This is a genomic window from Kribbella alba, assembly GCF_039529635.1.
GTDB classification, from domain to species: domain Bacteria; phylum Actinomycetota; class Actinomycetes; order Propionibacteriales; family Kribbellaceae; genus Kribbella; species Kribbella alba.
The window spans coordinates 1,293,899-1,310,584 of sequence record NZ_BAAANE010000004.1; the positions used below are offsets into that span (position 1 = coordinate 1,293,899).

General features: G+C 66.9%; 20 protein-coding genes and 1 pseudogene. 9 read left to right on the plus strand and 12 right to left on the minus strand.

Annotated elements, in window-relative coordinates; all coding sequences use genetic code 11:
• Nucleotides 1-379: 379 nt before the first annotated feature.
• The 3 genes from ABD210_RS12955 to ABD210_RS12965 are packed head-to-tail and all read right to left on the minus strand — an operon-like array spanning nucleotide 380 to nucleotide 3,995.
• Complete coding sequence (locus ABD210_RS12955) at nucleotides 380-1,921, minus strand: dihydrolipoamide acetyltransferase family protein (protein WP_344111431.1); 1,542 nt, start codon at nucleotides 1,919-1,921, stop codon at nucleotides 380-382.
• A complete protein-coding gene (locus tag ABD210_RS12960; RefSeq protein WP_344111432.1) occupies nucleotides 1,918-2,904 on the minus strand; it encodes an alpha-ketoacid dehydrogenase subunit beta in 987 nt (328 codons plus the stop codon). Before ABD210_RS12960 ends, ABD210_RS12955 begins: the two co-directional genes overlap by 4 nt.
• A 2-nt stretch (nucleotides 2,905-2,906) precedes the next feature.
• The gene (locus tag ABD210_RS12965) at nucleotides 2,907-3,995 is read right to left on the minus strand and encodes a thiamine pyrophosphate-dependent enzyme (protein WP_344111433.1); all 1,089 of its coding nucleotides are present in this window, start codon (nucleotides 3,993-3,995) and stop codon (nucleotides 2,907-2,909) included.
• 117 nt (nucleotides 3,996-4,112) lie between these two features.
• Between ABD210_RS12965 and ABD210_RS12970 the strand changes: the two genes are divergently transcribed.
• Nucleotides 4,113-4,601 (plus strand): Lrp/AsnC family transcriptional regulator, encoded by a 489-nt coding sequence (locus ABD210_RS12970; protein ID WP_344111434.1) that lies wholly within the window; start codon nucleotides 4,113-4,115, stop codon nucleotides 4,599-4,601.
• Nucleotides 4,602-4,640: 39 nt separating this feature from the next.
• Here ABD210_RS12970 and ABD210_RS12975 read toward each other — a convergent pair whose 3' ends face one another.
• Nucleotides 4,641-5,141, minus strand: a complete 501-nt coding sequence (locus ABD210_RS12975; protein ID WP_344111435.1) for an AAA family ATPase — start codon at nucleotides 5,139-5,141, stop codon at nucleotides 4,641-4,643.
• 116 nt (nucleotides 5,142-5,257) lie between these two features.
• Between ABD210_RS12975 and ABD210_RS12980 the strand changes: the two genes are divergently transcribed.
• The gene (locus ABD210_RS12980) at nucleotides 5,258-6,193 is read left to right on the plus strand and encodes an MBL fold metallo-hydrolase (RefSeq protein WP_344111436.1); all 936 of its coding nucleotides are present in this window, start codon (nucleotides 5,258-5,260) and stop codon (nucleotides 6,191-6,193) included.
• Between the two features lie 37 nt (nucleotides 6,194-6,230).
• Here the strand turns inward: ABD210_RS12980 and ABD210_RS12985 are convergent, their stop codons facing one another.
• Together ABD210_RS12985 and ABD210_RS12990 are read right to left on the minus strand one after the other, a co-directional pair.
• A complete protein-coding gene (locus tag ABD210_RS12985) occupies nucleotides 6,231-6,668 on the minus strand; it encodes a VOC family protein (RefSeq protein ID WP_344111438.1) in 438 nt (145 codons plus the stop codon).
• A 68-nt stretch (nucleotides 6,669-6,736) separates the two neighbouring features.
• Nucleotides 6,737-7,747, minus strand: coding sequence for a magnesium and cobalt transport protein CorA (locus ABD210_RS12990; protein ID WP_344111439.1), 1,011 nt, complete (start codon nucleotides 7,745-7,747; stop codon nucleotides 6,737-6,739).
• Nucleotides 7,748-8,022: 275 nt separating this feature from the next.
• Here ABD210_RS12990 and ABD210_RS12995 point away from each other — a divergent pair, with 275 nt between their 5' ends.
• On the plus strand, nucleotides 8,023-8,994 hold the full coding sequence (locus tag ABD210_RS12995; RefSeq protein WP_344111440.1) for a 2-hydroxyacid dehydrogenase: 972 nt from the start codon (nucleotides 8,023-8,025) through the stop codon (nucleotides 8,992-8,994).
• A complete protein-coding gene (locus ABD210_RS13000; RefSeq protein ID WP_344111442.1) occupies nucleotides 8,987-9,355 on the plus strand; it encodes an MmcQ/YjbR family DNA-binding protein in 369 nt (122 codons plus the stop codon). Before ABD210_RS12995 ends, ABD210_RS13000 begins: the two co-directional genes overlap by 8 nt.
• 269 nt (nucleotides 9,356-9,624) lie before the next feature.
• On the opposite strand, the gene ABD210_RS13005 is transcribed toward ABD210_RS13000, so the two are convergent.
• Both ABD210_RS13005 and ABD210_RS13010 read right to left on the minus strand, forming a co-directional pair.
• Nucleotides 9,625-10,218 carry a DinB family protein gene (locus ABD210_RS13005; protein ID WP_344111443.1) on the minus strand — a complete coding sequence of 198 codons (594 nt, stop codon included), beginning with the start codon at nucleotides 10,216-10,218 and terminating at the stop codon, nucleotides 9,625-9,627.
• 176 nt (nucleotides 10,219-10,394) lie between these two features.
• Nucleotides 10,395-10,817, minus strand: a complete 423-nt coding sequence (locus ABD210_RS13010) for a VOC family protein (RefSeq protein ID WP_344111444.1) — start codon at nucleotides 10,815-10,817, stop codon at nucleotides 10,395-10,397.
• Nucleotides 10,818-11,028: 211 nt separating this feature from the next.
• On the opposite strand from ABD210_RS13010, the gene ABD210_RS13015 reads away from it, so the two are divergent.
• A complete protein-coding gene (locus tag ABD210_RS13015; protein ID WP_344111445.1) occupies nucleotides 11,029-11,412 on the plus strand; it encodes a VOC family protein in 384 nt (127 codons plus the stop codon).
• Here the strand turns inward: ABD210_RS13015 and ABD210_RS13020 are convergent.
• Together ABD210_RS13020 and ABD210_RS13025 are read right to left on the minus strand one after the other, a co-directional pair.
• Nucleotides 11,395-12,099 carry an HAD family hydrolase gene (locus ABD210_RS13020; protein WP_344111446.1) on the minus strand — a complete coding sequence of 235 codons (705 nt, stop codon included), beginning with the start codon at nucleotides 12,097-12,099 and terminating at the stop codon, nucleotides 11,395-11,397. The genes ABD210_RS13015 and ABD210_RS13020 overlap by 18 nt on opposite strands.
• A 170-nt stretch (nucleotides 12,100-12,269) precedes the next feature.
• Nucleotides 12,270-12,554 (minus strand): annotated as a pseudogene (locus ABD210_RS13025) (nuclear transport factor 2 family protein); the annotation flags it as partial.
• Between the two features lie 509 nt (nucleotides 12,555-13,063).
• On the opposite strand from ABD210_RS13025, the gene ABD210_RS13030 reads away from it, so the two are divergent.
• On the plus strand, nucleotides 13,064-13,420 hold the full coding sequence (locus tag ABD210_RS13030) for a VOC family protein (RefSeq protein WP_344111447.1): 357 nt from the start codon (nucleotides 13,064-13,066) through the stop codon (nucleotides 13,418-13,420).
• A gap of 139 nt (nucleotides 13,421-13,559) precedes the next feature.
• A complete protein-coding gene (locus ABD210_RS13035; RefSeq protein WP_344111448.1) occupies nucleotides 13,560-14,357 on the plus strand; it encodes a class I SAM-dependent methyltransferase in 798 nt (265 codons plus the stop codon).
• A gap of 114 nt (nucleotides 14,358-14,471) precedes the next feature.
• Here the strand turns inward: ABD210_RS13035 and ABD210_RS13040 are convergent, their stop codons facing one another.
• On the minus strand, nucleotides 14,472-14,741 hold the full coding sequence (locus tag ABD210_RS13040) for a hypothetical protein (protein WP_344112068.1): 270 nt from the start codon (nucleotides 14,739-14,741) through the stop codon (nucleotides 14,472-14,474).
• On the opposite strand from ABD210_RS13040, the gene ABD210_RS13045 reads away from it, so the two are divergent.
• Nucleotides 14,722-15,393 carry a winged helix-turn-helix transcriptional regulator gene (locus tag ABD210_RS13045; RefSeq protein ID WP_344111450.1) on the plus strand — a complete coding sequence of 224 codons (672 nt, stop codon included), beginning with the start codon at nucleotides 14,722-14,724 and terminating at the stop codon, nucleotides 15,391-15,393. The two genes, ABD210_RS13040 and ABD210_RS13045, sit on opposite strands and share 20 nt — an antisense overlap.
• Before the next feature lie 100 nt (nucleotides 15,394-15,493).
• Nucleotides 15,494-16,033 (plus strand): AAA family ATPase, encoded by a 540-nt coding sequence (locus ABD210_RS13050; protein ID WP_344111451.1) that lies wholly within the window; start codon nucleotides 15,494-15,496, stop codon nucleotides 16,031-16,033.
• Nucleotides 16,034-16,289: 256 nt separating this feature from the next.
• On the opposite strand, the gene ABD210_RS13055 is transcribed toward ABD210_RS13050, so the two are convergent.
• Entirely contained in the window at nucleotides 16,290-16,565 is a 276-nt protein-coding gene (locus tag ABD210_RS13055) for a YggT family protein (RefSeq protein ID WP_344111453.1), read from the minus strand.
• Nucleotides 16,566-16,686 lie beyond the last annotated feature (121 nt).

Sequence of the window (16,686 nt, forward strand, 5' to 3'; positions counted from 1 at the left end):
GGTTGAGGCCCACCGGGCAGACGAGTAGGCGCACCCCGGTCCCCGGCTCCACCGGCCAGACCGGCTTCCACTTCCCGGCTCGACACGCCTCCAGGTCTCCACCTACCGGACCGACGCGCCGTACCGACCGAGGAAATTCGGCGGGTCCATCCGGGTAGTGAGCGGATCCGGGCGGGTCGAGCCGGGAAGTGGCCGCGCCGAGGGCGGGTCGACCCGGCAACAGGCCGCACCCACGGCAAGTCGAACCGGGAAGTCGCGGATCCGAGCGAGCCAAGCCGGGAACAGGCCGCGCCGAGGGCGGGTCGACCCGGGAACTGGCCGCGCCCACAGCAAGTCGAGGCGGGAACTGGCATCCGGACCGGTGTGGGAGGTGTTTGTGTCAGAGGTCGGCGAAGGCTGAGGTGGGGTGTTCGAAGGCGTCGGCTACGAAACGGAGGAACGCTGCGGCCAGGCCGCCGTCGCAGACTCGGTGGTCGAAGACGAGGGAGAGCTGGGTGAGTTTGCGGACGGTGATCTCGCCGTTGACGACCCAGGGCCGGTCGATGATGCGACCGACGCCGAGGATCGCGACCTGCGGGTGGTTGATGATCGCCGCGCTGCCGTCGACGCCGAAACTGCCGTAGTTGTTCAGCGTGAACGTGCCGCACGACAACTCCCGAGCCGTCAGCCGCCCGTCCCGCGCCGACGCCGTCAACCGCCGGATCTCCGCGTCCAACCCGCGCGTGGTCATCGCGTGCGCACCAGCAACAGCCGGTACTACGAGTCCGCGCTCGGTCTGCGCCGCCAGGCCGAGGTTGATTCCGTCGTACTGGACCAGCTCCTCATGCTCGGTGTCGACGAAACCGTTCAGCTCCGGGTACTTCTGCAGCCCGGCCACCACAAACCGAGCCATCAACGCCAGCAGACCGGGTCCCGGATCGGTTGCCGTACGCAAGGACTCCCGCAGCTCCATCAGCTCGGTCGCGTCCACGTCCACCCAGGTGGTCGCCTCGGGAATCTCAGCCCGACTCCGGCTCAGAGTCGCAGCCACAGCCTTCCGGAACCCACTCATCGGAATCCGCCGCAGCTCACCCAACCCAGTCCGCAAATCCGCCCCCGCAGCGCCACCGGACGCCGCAACCACCGCAGCCCCAGCCGCCAGCGCATCCACCGCGGCCTCAGTCCGACGAGTCGCCGGCACGGCCTCAGCACGACCAGTTGCCGGCTCCGCCCGCGCGGGAGCAGTTGCCGGCACGGCCTCGGCACGACCAGCTACCGGCACGGCCTGCGCGGGACCAGTTACCGGCACGGCCTGCGCGGGAGCAATTGCCGCCTCGGCATGCGCCGGAGCAGTCGACGGCGCGGCCTCAGCCGGAGCCGTCGCTGATGCCGGCTCGTTCAAGGTGATCGCCGCCTCGACGTCGCGTCGGGTGATCACCCCGCCGGCGCCGGACCCTGTCAACGCATGCAGATCCACCTTCGCGTCGCGGGCCAGTCGCCGTACCAGCGGTGAAATCACCAACGGAACCGCGGGCCGCACGGGCTCGGCGACAACCGTCTCGGCCAATCCCACGGAACCGTTCACACCGCGAGATCTCCGTCGCCGCGCCACACCACCCGCTTGTGGGGTTCCATAGCCGATCAGGACGTTGCCTGAGCCGGCCTTCTCCTCCTGGCGGTAGGTCTCCGCCGCGGGGACAGGCTCAGCGGCGATCGTGATGAGAGGTTTCCCGACATCGACTGTGCCGCCCTCGACACCGTGCAGCTCAGCGACCACGCCCGCATACGGAGAGGGAACCTCGACGATCGACTTGGCGGTCTCGACCTCGGCGACCGGCGCGTCAACGGCAACAACGTCGCCCACGGCAACCAGCCAGCGGACGATCTCGGCCTCGGTCAGGCCTTCACCCAGATCGGGCAGCAGGAAGGTCTGGGTCGTCACGAGTCCTCCCACTGCAGATCGTCCACCGCGTCGAGGATGCGATCCACGCCCGGCAACTGGTGGCGCTCCAGCTTCGGCGGCGGGTACGGAATGTCGAACCCGGTCACCCGGCGGATCGGCGCCGCCAGCGAGTGGAAGCACCGTTCGGTGACCCGGGCAACGATCTCGGAGGACACGCTCGCGAACCCGCTCGCCTCGGCGACCACCACGGCCCGGCCCGTACTGCGGACCGCCGCGCAGACGGTCTCGTCGTCGAACGGCACGATCGAACGCAGGTCGACCACCTGCAGCCGGCGTCCTTCAGCGGCAGCCACCTCGGCGGCTTCCAGCGCGATCGGCACAGACGGGCCATACGCGATCAGCGTCGCATCGCTTCCTGTCCGGCGTACGACGGCCTTCCCGATCCCGGCCTCGTCGACGGTCAGGTCGACCTCTTCCTTGGCCCAGTACAGCTTCTTCGGCTCCAGGAAGATCACCGGGTCGGGGAACTCGATTGCCCTGCGCAACAAGGTGTACGCGTCCGCCACGGTGGCCGGCGCGACCACGGTCAGGCCCGGTGTGTGCGCGTAGTAGCTCTCGGACGAGTCGCAGTGGTGTTCCACCCCGCCGATACCACCGGCGTACGGCATCCTGATCACCATCGGCAGCGTGACCTTGCCGCGGGTGCGGTTCCGCATCTTCGCGACGTGGCTGACCACCTGCTCGAAGGCCGGGTAGCCGAACGCGTCGAACTGCATCTCCACGACAGGGCGCATTCCGTTCATCGCGAGGCCGACGGCCATCCCGACGATGCCGGACTCGGCCAACGGAGTGTCGAAACAACGCTCCTCGCCGAACTCCGCGGTCAACCCGTCGGTGATCCGGAAGACCCCGCCGAGAGCGCCGACGTCCTCGCCGAACATCAGCACGGTGTCGTCGGCCTTCATCGCATCGCGCAACGCCTGGTTCAGCGCTTGCGCCATCGTGAGTTTCACGTGCGTCATGATCAGGCCTCCTCTCGCGTCAGCTCGTCCTGCAGGAACGCGGCCTGCTCCTTCAACTGCGGCGTCTTCTCCGCGTACAGATGCTCGAAGAGCTCCGCCGGATCAGGCTGGACCTCCTGCATCAGGCCGATCCGTAGTTCCTCGGCGGCCTCGTCCGCAGCAGCCGCTGCGGCCTGCTTCTGCGCATCATCGAGAAGACCCCGCTGGACGAGGTAGGCCTCAAGGCGCTTCAGCGGATCACGCTCGAGCCACGGAGTGACCTCCTCGTCGTTGCGGTAGCGGGTGGCGTCGTCTGCGTTCGTGTGCGCCTGCACGCGATACGTGTGCGCCTCGATGAGCTGCGGCCCCTCCCCTGCTCTTGCCTTGTCGACCGCCTGACCCAGTACTGCGAGCAGCCCGGCCAAGTCGTTGCCGTCGGCCCGTTCTGCAGGTACGCCGTACCCGATGCCCTTGTGCGCAAGGGATGGCGCGACGGTCTGCCGGGCCAGCGGCACCGAGATCGCGTACTCGTTGTTCTGGATGAAGAAGATCACCGGCGCGTGGAACACCGCGGCGAAGTTCAGCGCCTCGTGGAAATCGCCCTCGCTGGTCGCGCCGTCACCGCACAGCGCCATCACCACGGTGTCCTCGCCCTTCAGCATCGCGGCATGCGCGACCCCGACGGCGTGGATCAACTGCGTCGCGAGCGGCGTGGACTGGGGAGCCACGTTCCGCGCGTACGGGTCGTAGCCGGAGTGCCAGTCGCCTCGCAGCAGCGTCAACGTCTCGATCGGGTCGACGCCGCGGCTGATGATGGAGACGGTGTCTCGGTAGGTCGGGAGGAGCCAGTCCTGATCCTGCAGCACCATGGTGGCCGCAATCTGGCAGGCCTCCTGCCCGTGCGACGACGGGTAGACCGCAAGCCGCCCCTGCCGGACCAGCGCGCCGGCCTGATCGTTGATCCTTCGCCCCTTGACCAACTCTGCGTAGCCATCGACCAGCATCCGCTCCCGGGGCAACCGGTACTGCGGATGGTCGTGCGGCACGCCGTGCTCGTCGATCAACTGGACGGGTTCGGCGGAGGGGAGCAAACGCTCCTCGACGGTGGTCATGGACCCTCCTGCGCAGGAGACGGACGGATGCCTCATCGTCATACTTCTGGCCATTCGGATCCATAGCTGGGAGAATCGCGAGACTTATGGTCTGATCGAGCGCTTGGGAGCTGCAGAATGTCCGATGACGAGCTGCTCGGCGCAGTCGAACCTGGACAGATCGTCGTCGCTCCCGCCCTGGACGAGATCGACCGGCAGATCGTGGCCGCGCTGAGCAGCGACGGCCGCCTCTCGATCCGCGCGCTGGCCGACCAGGTGCACATCTCCCGTGCGAACGCCTACGCCCGGGTCGAACGCCTCACCGGGACGGGTGTGATCACCGGATTCACCGCGACCGTGGACCCGCTCAAGCTCGGCCTGGCAACCTCGGCGTACGTGACTCTCAGTCTCCGCCAGAGCTCCTGGCGAACTCTGCGCGTCCAGTTGCAGGCAATCCCCGAGGTCAAGCACATGGCTCTGGTCGGCGGCGACTTCGACGCGATCCTGCTTGTTCGAGCCGCCGACAACGAAGGCCTCCGCCGAGTAGTCCTGGAAAAGCTCCAGGCCATCCCCGAAGTCCTCGCCACCCGCACAGCCCTGATCTTCGAAGACCTGGGCTCGCTCTAGGTACCACGCGGCGCCGATCGATGGTCTGGCGGTCCGCTGTCACCTCACCCCTGACTCCCCGACGATCCGGTCGACGGTCTCGTCGAGTGTGCTCAACTCGTCGATGACGGTCTCGGTGGGTGAGGTGAGCAGGTCGCGGTGGCGGTACCACTCGCGCATCGCCTCGGGGTCGAACGCGGCCGCCTTCAACCGGGTGGCGTGCCGCCGGACCGTTTCCTCGAAGGGGATGTCGAGGTAGTACCAGTACTGCGGTCCGGGGTGCCGGCGAGCCAGGCGCGCCAACATCTCGCCGTACCGGACGGTCGGGAGGATGCCCTCGACAACCGCGTGAAATCCCCGGCTCAGCGCGAGATCGGCGAGCTGCTCGATGGCGGTGATGTTCGCGCCATCCGGCTCCTCCAGCTCGCCGAACACCGTGCGCCTTATGTGGTCCTGCTCGATCCACGCGACCCGCTGACTGCTCGCCTTCCGAATCCCCTCCGCCACCGAGCTCTTCCCCGACCCTGAGTTTCCACGCACCACGATCAACCGGGCATCCACCCCGGCACCCTATTGGCCGGGGGCGTCACGGCCGAGGGCGTCACCGTCGACGGCTCACTGCGAGAGCTTGTTGCCGACGACAACTCCGCTGTCCCTGGATAGTGCATGGATGCCCTTTGCTGCAGGCCGATTCAGTAAAGGTTCAGCCACCATCGGTGGTGGTCGCCCAGGTGTTGACACACAGCTCGACGCGGCAGACGATCCGCTTAAAGGCGGCAGCCAGCAGTCAATCGGGGGCTCAGATGGAAATCCACCGCGTCGCGCGCGATATCAGCGTCTTGAACGACCAACTCGAGGTACCAGGGATCGGCTTTCTGGCCGTGAATGCATTCGTCCTGCAGGCGGCCGAGCCCGTCGTCGTCGATACCGGTCTCAGCCTGCCCGATCGCGGCTTCATGGACGCGCTCGGCTCGGTTGTCGATCCGAAGGACGTCCGCTGGATCTGGCTGACTCACCCGGACCGCGACCATACCGGCGCACTGTTCGAGCTGCTCGAAGCGGCACCGCAGGCGCGGGTCGTCACCACCTACCTGGGCGCCGGGATCATGTCGACGGAACGGCCGCTGCCGATGGACCGGGTGTACCTGCTCAACCCCGGCCAATCACTCGACGTGGGCGACCGCACGCTGACGGGCTTCCGCCCGCCGTTGTTCGACAGTCCTGCGACGGTCGGTTTCTACGACGACCTCTCGGGAGCCTGCTTCAGCTCCGACTGTTTCGGCGCACCTTTGCCGTCCGCCGAGTTGGCCGGCGGCAGCGAGGTCAGGGACATTCCCCGGGACGCGCTTCGCGGTGGTCAACTGTTGTGGGCGACCATCGACAGCCCCTGGGTGCACAACGTGGACCGGGCTGCCTACCTGGGCACCGTCGAGCCACTGCGCGCCATGGATCCGACCGTCATTCTGAGCACCCACCTGCCACCGGCCACCGGCCAGACGACCGAGTTCCTCGACATGCTCGCCGTGGCACCGGCCTCCGACCCCTTCGTCGGACCCGACCAGCGCGCCCTGGAAGAAATGCTCGCCAGCTTCGAACCCGCCGGCGCGCCCTAGAACCAGGCAACTCTCCCGCCCGACCGAGGTAGCCGGGTCAGGCGTCGGACCAGTTGGTGGTGGGCTGGCCGGGGCGGTGGGTGCCGAAGGTCCATTCGTAACCCTCGGGGTCGGCGACGCGGCAGCGGTAGTTGCCCCACTCGGTGTTGTCCGGCTCCCAGACGACCTCGGCGCCGACCTTCACCGCGGAGGCGAAAACGGCATCCACGTCTGCCTCCTCGCCGAGCGCGATGTAGCTGCCGTGACCGACGCTGTCACCCTTGCGCGGCGGCTTCTCGTACCCCTCCTCGTCGGTGAAGACGGTGATCGCCACGTCGTCCCGCCGCAGCTCGGCGTGCATGATCCCGCCCTTGTCGTCGGGATACTCCGACGTCGTCTCGAACCCGAACGCCTGCTCCAACCACCGCAACGCACCCACGGCGTCCCGGTATCCGAAGTACGCGTGCAAGCTGGCCCTGCTGCTGTTCTCGTTCATAGATCCAGCTTCCCGAACAAAGCGGCCAGCCCCTGACCTCTACTCGAGGTGATTCCGCCAGAATCGATTCATATACCGGCGCGAGCGGAGCGGGTGCCGCGTTGGCGGCGGAACCAGATGAAGAGGGCGATGCAGGGGATGGCGAGGCCGCCCAGTCCGAGGGCCAGGAAGTCCCCGAGCTTGTTGACGTGGTCGACCAGCCAGCCGAAGTTCTGGCCGAAAAAGCCGGTGACGAACGTGAGCGGCAGGAAGACCGTGGCCAGGATGGTGAGCTGCTCGATCGTCGCGTTCTGCTGGACGCTCACCTTGGTCTGCTCGACCGAGATCACCGCCATGTTCGCCTCCAGCACGGTCGCGAGCAGATCGCGTTGCGCCGCGACCTCCTCGTTCACCAGGACCAGGTGGTCGTGAACGTCGCGGAAGTACGGCAGCAGCCCGGTGTTCCGCGCGCCTCTCTCGAGGTTCGCCAGTACTGCGAGCAGCGGGTGCACCGCGCGATAGAAGTCGGTCACCTCACGGCGGAGGAAGTAGATCCGCTCGGTAGGCGCGACGGATCCCGCGAACACGGTCGCCTCGACCTGTTCGATGTCACGCTCCAGCTCGGCGACCACCGGGCCGTACCCGTCCACGACCTGGTCCAGAATCGCCCAGAGCACGGAATTCGTACCGTTCTCCAGCAGCTCGGGGCGTTGCTCGAGCCGGGTCCGGGCGCCGTGGAGCTCGCTCGCCACGCCCTGCCGGACGGTGATCACGAACGCCGGCCCGACGAACACACTCACCTCCCCGAAGTCCACCTCCTCCCGCTCATCGTCGTACCGGGCGGTGCGCAGGATGACGAGGCGGATGTCGCCCTCGTACGGCTCGACCTTCGGCCGGAGGTGGAAGGTCTGCGCATCCTCGACGGCGAGTTCGTGCAGGCCGAAGCTCTTGCTCACCTGCTCGAGTTCCGCCGCGGTCGGCTCGAACAGCCCGAGCCAGACGAAGCCGCCTTCCTGACAACGGGAGGCGGCGTCCTCGACCGACATCGGCCCGACGTGTTGTCGATGTCCGTCTCGGTAGTAAGCGCAGTCGATGATCATGATCCGCTCCTTCCTGCTCCGCCTCCGATAGTCCCGCCCGTACTACGCCCGCGGTACCCCCGCGCTCGGGTGAAACCCGGCCGGCTGCTCTAGAGCCCGGGACTCGCGAGCCGGCGGAACCCGAGTCGACCGATCCCGAGGAGGGATCTCCGGAACCTTGGGACGGTCCCCAGCGGGCGGAGGGGCGCGTCCCGCAGTACGGGACGAGCCGCAGGCGGGGACGGGTGGGAAATAGGGTTGATCGGGGGAAGCCGCGATGAACTCTAGGAGCTGTGATGGCACTGCCGACCGTGCTGATGCCTGGTCCGATGAATCAGTCGGTGCTGAACGGGATCGGCGACCAGTTCGAGGTGATCCGGCTCTGGGAGGCCGACGACCCGGACGCCGTACTGGCTGAGCGAGCCAAGGACATCGTTGCCGTCGCCAACGCGGGGACGACGATCGACGGCGAGTTCCTGGACCGGCTGCCGGCTCTGCAGATGGTCGCGAGCTTCGGCGTCGGCTACGACAAGATCGACGCGGAGGCCGCCGCCGAACGTGGCGTCGTGGTGACGAACACCCCCGGCGTCCTCGACGACGAGGTCGCCGACACTGCCCTCGGGTTGCTCCTGATGACTGTGCGCGAACTCCCGCAGGCTGAGCGCTACCTCCGCGCCGGCAAGTGGCCGGAAGGGTCGTATCCCTTGACCCCGACCAGGCTTCACGGTCGGAAGATGGGCATCCTGGGGCTCGGCCGGATCGGCGAGGCCATCGCGCACCGGGCCGAGGCCTTCGGCGTATCCGTTGCCTACCACAACCGTCGACAGAAGGACGTTGCCTACCGCTACTATCCGTCGCTGCTCGAGATGGCGCGCGACGTCGACATCCTCACGGTGGTGATTCCGGGCGGCGACGACACGCGGCACCTGGTGAACGCGGAGGTGCTCGAAGCCCTCGGGCCGAACGGGATCCTGATCAACGTGGCTAGAGGATCGGTGGTCGACGAGGCTGCGCTGGTCGATGCGCTGCGTTCGAGGACCATCCTCGGCGCCGGTCTGGACGTGTTCGAGCACGAGCCGTCGATTCACCCCGGGCTGCTGGAGGTGGACAACGCCGTGCTGCTTCCGCACGTCGGATCCGCCAGCGTGCCGACCCGCGACGCGATGGGCGCCCTCGTGGTGGAGAACCTGGTCAGCTGGTTCGGCCGCGGCGTACCGGTCACTCCTGTACCGGAGTCGGCGGATCTGGTACGACGGGTGAATGGCTGATCAAGAGGTGGTCCGGCGGATCGCACTCGAGCTGCCGGAGGTGACCGAGGAGGAGGGCCGTTTCGCGTTCTCCGTCGGCAAGAAGGACATCGCGTGGGTCTGGCTCGTACGCGAGGCACCGAAGAAGGCGCGCGTCCCGCAGCCGGAGGTGCTCGCAGTACGGGTAGCCGGCAACGACGAGAAGCAGTCCCTGCTGGCTGCCGACCCAGCCAAGTTCTTCACCGAGGACCACTACAACGGCTTCCCCGCGATCCTCGTCCGCCTGGCGGCCGTCGACGAAACCGAACTGCGCGAACTTCTCACCGACGCCTGGCGAATCCAAGCCCCCAAGGCCCTGGTCAAGACCTTCGGCCAGGTTTAACCGGTACTACGAGACCTCGGCGTCCGGGGAGCTCTCGGGACCTTAGCGGTGTTGCCGCCGGGTGGTCCGTCGCTCTACCCGTACCAACCGGTCGGCTGACTGCCGGGTATTTCGTCGAACGGCGCCAAATGAAGGCGCTACCGGTCGAAAAACCCGGCATCGCACAAGGATGGGGTTCGCCTGCGGCTGAGTCGAGAAGGCGTACCCCGAGCAGCACGATCACGCAGCCTCGCGACGCCAACTACCCGCACCACCAACCACACGCCGAATCACTCGCTTGCCACAGTCGCAGGCGAGGTGGTCTCGGCGGGCGGGAGGTCCCAGATTCGGGCGGTGTGCCAGGCGTACTCCCAGGCCTGGATGTCGGGGGGCTCGATGCCGAAGCCGGTGAGGATCGCGCAGACCTGTTCGCGATGGTGGTTCGCGTGGTTGAGCGCCTGGGCGATGAAGATGCCGGCGCGGCAGGCGCGGGTCCCGTCGTCGACCACGATGATCCGCTCGGTGTCGATCGGCTGGGAGAGTACGTCCTCCCAGAGCAGCCGGGCCTCCTCGTTGGACCGCTCCAGCTTGTCGAAGTCCGCCTCCGGCTTGCTCCCGTCGGCCCACGGCAGCAGGGTGCTGTCGGCCAGGCGGCGCAGGTAACTCCCGTCGCAGGTGATGATGTGGTGCAGCGTCTCGAGGATCCCGCCGAATGTCCCGACGCCGGTGACCTTCAGCTGCTCCGCCGTGAAGTTCTGATCCCGACAGAACCTCACCAGCTGCCCGGAAGCCCAACTGTTGTGCCGGATTGCGTCGAGCAGAACCTCGTTCACGATGACCCCATCCCGGTAGAGCGCTTCTAACTCCAGACGGTAGAGGGTCACGCTGCACACGTGTACTCATTTATGGCTGGCTCGAACAGCTGAAGTCATCGCGCCAGGCGGCTCCGCCGGATCGGGGCTCCGGCGGCACGACCGGAGACGGGACGGGCCCCCTGGTGACCCGCCCTGCCAGTACTGCGCTTGCCGGCCATCTGGCAAGTGCAGGAGCTCCGCGCCGATCAGCCCTGCGGCTGGGTGATGTTCACCATCCACGGAACACCGAACTGGTCCACCACCATGCCGAACTCGTCGCCCCACATCTGCTTGTCCAGCGGGACCGTCACGGTGCCGCCGTCGGCGAGCTTGTCGAAGAACCCACGAAGCTCGTCGTCGTCACCGCTGAGGCTGATCGACATGTTGTCGCCCGGGTTGTACGACATTCCCGGCGGCGTGTCCGAACACATCAGCGTGTAGCCCTGCGGCGTCTCGAGCATGCCGTGCATGATCTTGTCGGCTTCGGCGCCGTGGGTCGGGTCCTGGTCAGCGCTGAACTCCCCGAAGGTGTTCAGCTGCAGGTCACCCCCGAAGACACCCTGGTAGAACTCCAAAGCCTGCCGCGCGGTTCCGTTGAAACTGATGTACGGATTGAGTCGAGACGCCATCACACACTCCCCTAGCCCGATGTAAACCCCTCTTGCCACGCACACTAGACCCGGCCTCCGACAATTCGCGACGCTTCGACCCCACAGTTTCCGCACAGCCCCGTCACTGATCCCGGCCCGTGACCCCACAGTCATCCTCTGCGTGCACCGCGGCTCCGGCGAAGGCGAAATGACCTGCGCCTGCCTCGCCGGGCAGCTAAGGTCTGCGGCCATGATCCTGCGGCACATCACCATCGATGCGACTGATCCATACAAGCTGGCCGGATTCTGGAGCGAGGCGACCGGCTGGCCCGGCTCCGACGAGGACGAGCCAGGCGATGACGAGGTGATCGTGCTCGCGCCGCCGCCCGTGCCGAGCCTGCTCTTCATCCGGGTGCCCGAGGCCAAGACGGTGAAGAACCGCGTCCACATCGACTGGGTCCCGACCGAGCGAACCCGCGACGAAGAGGTCGCACGCTTCCTCACCCTCGGCGCCACCATCCACCAGGACCACCGCAAACCGAACGGCCGCGGCTGGGTCACCCTGCTCGACCCCGAGAACAACGAGTTCTGCATCGAAATGAGCGAATCCGAACGCTCAACCACGTCCCAGTAGCCGTACGGCGGCGGCGAGGTCGGACATGGTGGGGGTGATCGCGTCCGCGCCCGCGGCGGCGAGCTGCCTTCCGCGCTCAGCGTTCTTCGCGTAACCGACCGATCGGACTCCCGCGTGCCGGGCGAACTCGATGTCGGTCACCGCGTCTCCGACCATGCAGCACTGGTCCGGTCGGCTCCTCAAGGCTCGCAGCGCCTCGAACGCCAAGGTCGGGTCGGGCTTCATCAGCCGAGGACGAGCAAACGGACGCCCGAGGATGAACTCAACCTGATCGCGCAAGCCGTGCAGCTCGAGGAACCCCTCTATGGCCGGAGCGGCGTTGTTGCTGATGATCCCCACTCGTCGGCCCGCCGCAGCGCACGCGCTCAGAAAGTCGCCCGCTCCCGGCGTGACAGGCGCAGTTCGGGCGGACGCGATCTCGCCTGCGACGGCAGCCTGCTCGGCCGACTCCAGGGCCTCCGGCGCATGCTCCGCCGCGAACTCCAGTACGACGAGGTGTTCCACCGTGCTCGCCAAGGGCTCCGGAATCACCACGCCGGCGCGCAGGATCGGCGTACGGGTCTCGTCCGCGATCTTGGTCCCGCTGCCGGACGGGAACAGATCTGCCACCGGCCCATCGAAGTCGAGCAGTACGTTCTCCGTCCGCTCCAGGACTGCGGTCAGCTCTTCGAGGCTCGACGTGTGCACCGGAGGCACGCTAGTCGAGCGGTCATGGAAAGATCCCCGGAATGTGACGTCCGTCGATCAACGCACGACCAGCGGCGAGACCGTGGCGATCGCGACGGCAGCCCTGGTCGGAGTCGGACTTGCCGTCCAGGCGAGGGTCAACGGCGGGCTCGACGTAAACTCCACGACAGTCACGCTCGCGGCCGTCCTCCTGGCGGTTCGCCCGTCCAGGTGATGGCCGTTGCCTGGGACCAGCGGATGCGCCAGGTCCCGTTGTCGTCCCGGCGGTAACAGTCCAGGTGCCACGCCTCGAGTTTCCCCGGCTCCTGCCCCTGGACGGAGATCTCGATCGCCGACCGATACCGCAGTACTGCGAGATTGCCGTCCGCCATCACGTCGATCTCGGAGATCGGCTCGAACCGCCGGTAGTCGATCTCACCGGATGCGATCCCACCGAGGTACTCCGCCTTCGACCAGACATGCCGCTCGGTGTGACGATCCGGAAGTCGTCGGCATGCAACGCGTCAGCCTCGTCTGGCATGACCTCCACCGACGTCCGAAGGCGCCGCTGCTCGATCTCCGCCAATTCACCAGTGAGGCTCATGCCTGCGAACCTACGCGCTGGACCAGCGCAATCGGGTTGTCCATGGCCTTGGACAAGACATGGCCGACCATGCCCCGATCGCCCACCCGCCGAGATCTTCCGCCCCATGCCGGGTTCTTCGACCGATAGCGGCTTCATTTGGCGCCAGTCAACGAAAACCCCGCCAGCCAACCCCGTCGCAGAGGCCGCCGGATGGTACGGATGGTTGCCTCCGGCGTTCATCGGCAGGAGACCTTGCTCGCTCCACTGTGTGATGGTGCTAGTCGGCCTGCCAGTTGTGCTGCCAGTTGTGCTGCCTGGTCTGGGCCATACTCGTGTGCACCCCGTCCGTGGGGGCTGTTGGCGATAGCGTCGGGCGATCCGCCCGTGGAGGGATGGACTATGCCGAGCTCGACAGGCGGGAATCTCGTTCACATCAATCCGATCCTGAACGTCTCCGATCTACAGGCCAGCATCGCGTTCTACACCGAGGTCGTCGGCTTCAACCTCCTTGACACCTTCGGCGATCCGGCTGACTACGGCATCATCCGCTGGGATCAGCACGAGATCTATCTGTGCCAGAACGGCCAGGGCCAGCCCGGCACGTGGCTCACGCTGTTCGTCACTGAACCCGCCGCTCTCTACCGGCAACTCGTGGCCAACGACGTCGAAGTGCTGATGCCCTATCCGGATGGCGGTGGCGAGTTCCGCGTCGTCGACCCCGACGGTCACGTGCTCCGGGTGTTCTCAGGATCGTGATCGGCGGACCTCCCGACGAGACTGCATGGAGGACCGGCGGGGCGACACGAATCTCATGGTGCGCTTCCAACCCCGGGTCGTTCGGTGGCTCAGAGCAAGCACTATCCGTGCTTGCTGCCCTGTCCGCCATCCCTGAGCGATGACTACGGGTCCGGACCGGCTGGTGGTGCGGGCTAGGGTCGACTCAACCGACGGACTGGGGGCCTTTGTGGATGTCGAGTCAACGTACGACGCGGTCGCAGTCGAGTACGACGCGTGGGTAGGTGCGGGCTCGGCGCTTGCCGATCCCACGTTCGAGGAGCTTGTCGGCAGGATCGCCGGCCAAGAGGTGTGCTCAGTCGCGTGCGGGCAGGGCCGGGAGGCGCGGTACCTGGCCGCCCAAGGTGCTGCAGTGACCGGTGTAGATCTCTCCGAGAACCTGATCGCTATCGCTCGGCGACACGAGGAGGCCGATCCGCTCGGTATCTCTTACCTCCAAGGAAATGCGGAGACTCTCGAAAGGCTCGCCACCGGGTCGTTCGATGGGGTCGTCTGCTACCTGGCGCTCATGGATATCCCGAATCTTGACAGCGCGCTGCAGTCCATTGCGCGCGTACTCCGGCCAGGAGGCTGGTTCGTCTTCTCGATCACCCATCCGTGCTTCAAGACGCCGGCGACCGGCGAGATCGTCGACCACACGAACAAGAGCGTTCGACGGACAGTCGGGCGCTACTTCGCCGAGGGCTACTGGGACGGTCCGGGCCTGCACCGAGATGCACTTCCAATCGGCGCCTATCACCGGACGCTGAGCACCTACGTGGACGCGCTGACGCGGGCCCGACTTGTCATCGACCAGCTGCGTGAACCACCGCTTGATCACCAACCGGTCTGGCAGGAAGTCCCGCAGCTGCTCTATCTCCGTTGTCACCGCAGCGCAGAGACTCTCAGCGCTCGCTGAAACGGCGCCGCCCCGGCGCGTTGGTCCCGCACGCGGCATGCGGGACCAAACAGCACCTCGGTTCTCGCCTTCGTAGCGCGCTCAGGATCCTCCTGGCGTACGCCGCCTCAGCTCTTACGATCTCGCGGTCCCTGCGCCGACCAACATCTCGCACGGCCCGACGAAGCCGTCCGGCCCCTCGAACCGGCTGAGAGCGTCCTCCACCTCGCGCCAGGTGTCCTCTCGCTCCTCGTCGGTGAGGCCGGCCATCAGCTGATGGAGCGCTCCGAACGACTCTCGCTGGAAACGAACGCATTCCGCCGCCGAGGACAGCAGGACGGGCGAGGGCAAGGTGGTCACCTCCACCTCGACGAAGCCAGCCGCCGTGAGTGCCTCGGCCAGCACGCCGGGCGCGCCCGCGACAAGTGGACGCCGCTGGTCATCCGAGAGCTGTTGTGCGGTAGCACCCAGTTCAACGAGATCCGCCGGGGACTTCCCCGTATGTCGCCGACGTTGTTTGGCGAAGCGGCTGCGGACATTGGAGGACGTCGGGGTCGTACGCCGTCACCAGTCCGGGCGCAGTACGTCGTACGAGCTGACCGCCAGCGGCGAGGAGTTGCGCCCGATCGTGATGGCGCTGGGCCACTGGGTTGCCCGCTGGATCGGCAGCAGGCTGCGCCCCGACCAGCTCGACGCGGGCTTCCTGATGTGGGACGTACGCCGGTTCGTGCGCCTGGACGAGTTCCCGTCGGGCCGTCTGGTCGTCATCCATTTCCACTTCCCCGACGCCGGATCCCGCGAGCGCGACTGGTGGCTCGTAGTCGAGAACGGCGTCGCCGATCTGTGCCGGGACGACCCGGGTCACGACCTCACGCGCCAGGTGCACTCATCGGTCCGGGCGCTGACCGACATCTGGACCGGGGAGGCTTCCCCAGGCTCGGCCCTACGCGCCAGAGAGGTCGAGGTCGTCGGCCCAGCCAAGGACGCGGAGCGGCTTTGGCGATGGCTGGGGACGAGTGCCTTCGCGGAGACCCGCGCAACCCGGATCACGCCCTGAGCGATCTTGTCGCATTGGCCCCGGGGCCTTCGGGCATCGGGTGACGAACCTGTCAAAACCGATTTGTGACACACAGGTGCACGGCGGCATGATCGGTCGGGTGCAAGCGTCACCTGCCCTCGTGATCTCGGGCCCACCCGGGGTCGGCAAGACCTCCGTCGGCTGGCGAGTCTTCGATCGCTGTACCGACCTCGCGGAGGACCCCGCGTTCGCAGACCTCGACCTACTCGGCGCCGCATGGCCCGCTCCCGACGACGACCCGCACCAGTCGCGGTTGAAAGCGACCAACCTGGCGGCGGTGTGGTCGAACTACCGCCAAGCCGGCAGTCGACGGCTCATTGTCGCCGGTGTGGTCGAAAACCGGGCCGAGCGACGACAACTGGAGGACGCCACGGGAGGACCGGTCGTGATCTGCCGACTCGACGCCCCGGACACAGAACTCGCACAGCGCATCCATGGTCGCGCCCGCGAGAGCGGCGCCGACCTGGCCAAGCTCGTCGCCCGCGCCTCCGAACTGTCCGCCCAGCTCGTCGCTGTCGACGTCAGCGACTACTCGGTCGGCACAGCTGGCCGCACCATCGACGACGTCGCCGACGAAGTCCTCGCCCGCTGGCAAGGCGAGGCCATCAGCGATCGTTAGCCAGCGGGGCGGCGCTGGCACCTTGTCAGCAGTCGGTTAACAAGCTCCTGCTTCCCAGGTCATAGCTCGTGACCTAGGGTTCTCTATTAGCCGCCTGTCGGAATCGAACCGACGACCTTCTCATTATGGGTCCGTCCCCGGCAGGCTGATAAGCGCACCGACCGGCGATCCTGAGCGCAAATGATGCTCAGTGGTCGTCGGTCGTTGACGGCTGTTCGGGCGGTCCGGGGACACCTGGGGGACGCGACTGCTGCGGCTAGAGGCTGAAGGCGATCGACCGCAGGATCAGCACAGCGAAGAAGACCGCTGTGAACGCCAGGTCGATCGACAGGCCGCCGGCACGCACCGGCCGCAGCACCCGCCGCACCGGCGCGATCACCGGCTCCGTCCAGGCGTGAGTCAACTGGCGGGCTCGGCTCGCCCATTGAGGTCCGCTCGCCAACACACCCGACCAGTCCAGCACCATCCGTGCGAGCAACAGCAAGATAAACGCCGTCAGGGCGTACCCGACCAGCGCTCCGATGAGGCTCATGATCAACTCCTCCGTGACGGCCACACTGGCCGTCTTACCGGTATCAACGTTGCCCGCCACCCAGGAATGTCCTCGTCGGCATCTTCTTAGCGGACTATCAGGTCAGACCAGCGCGTGCTTC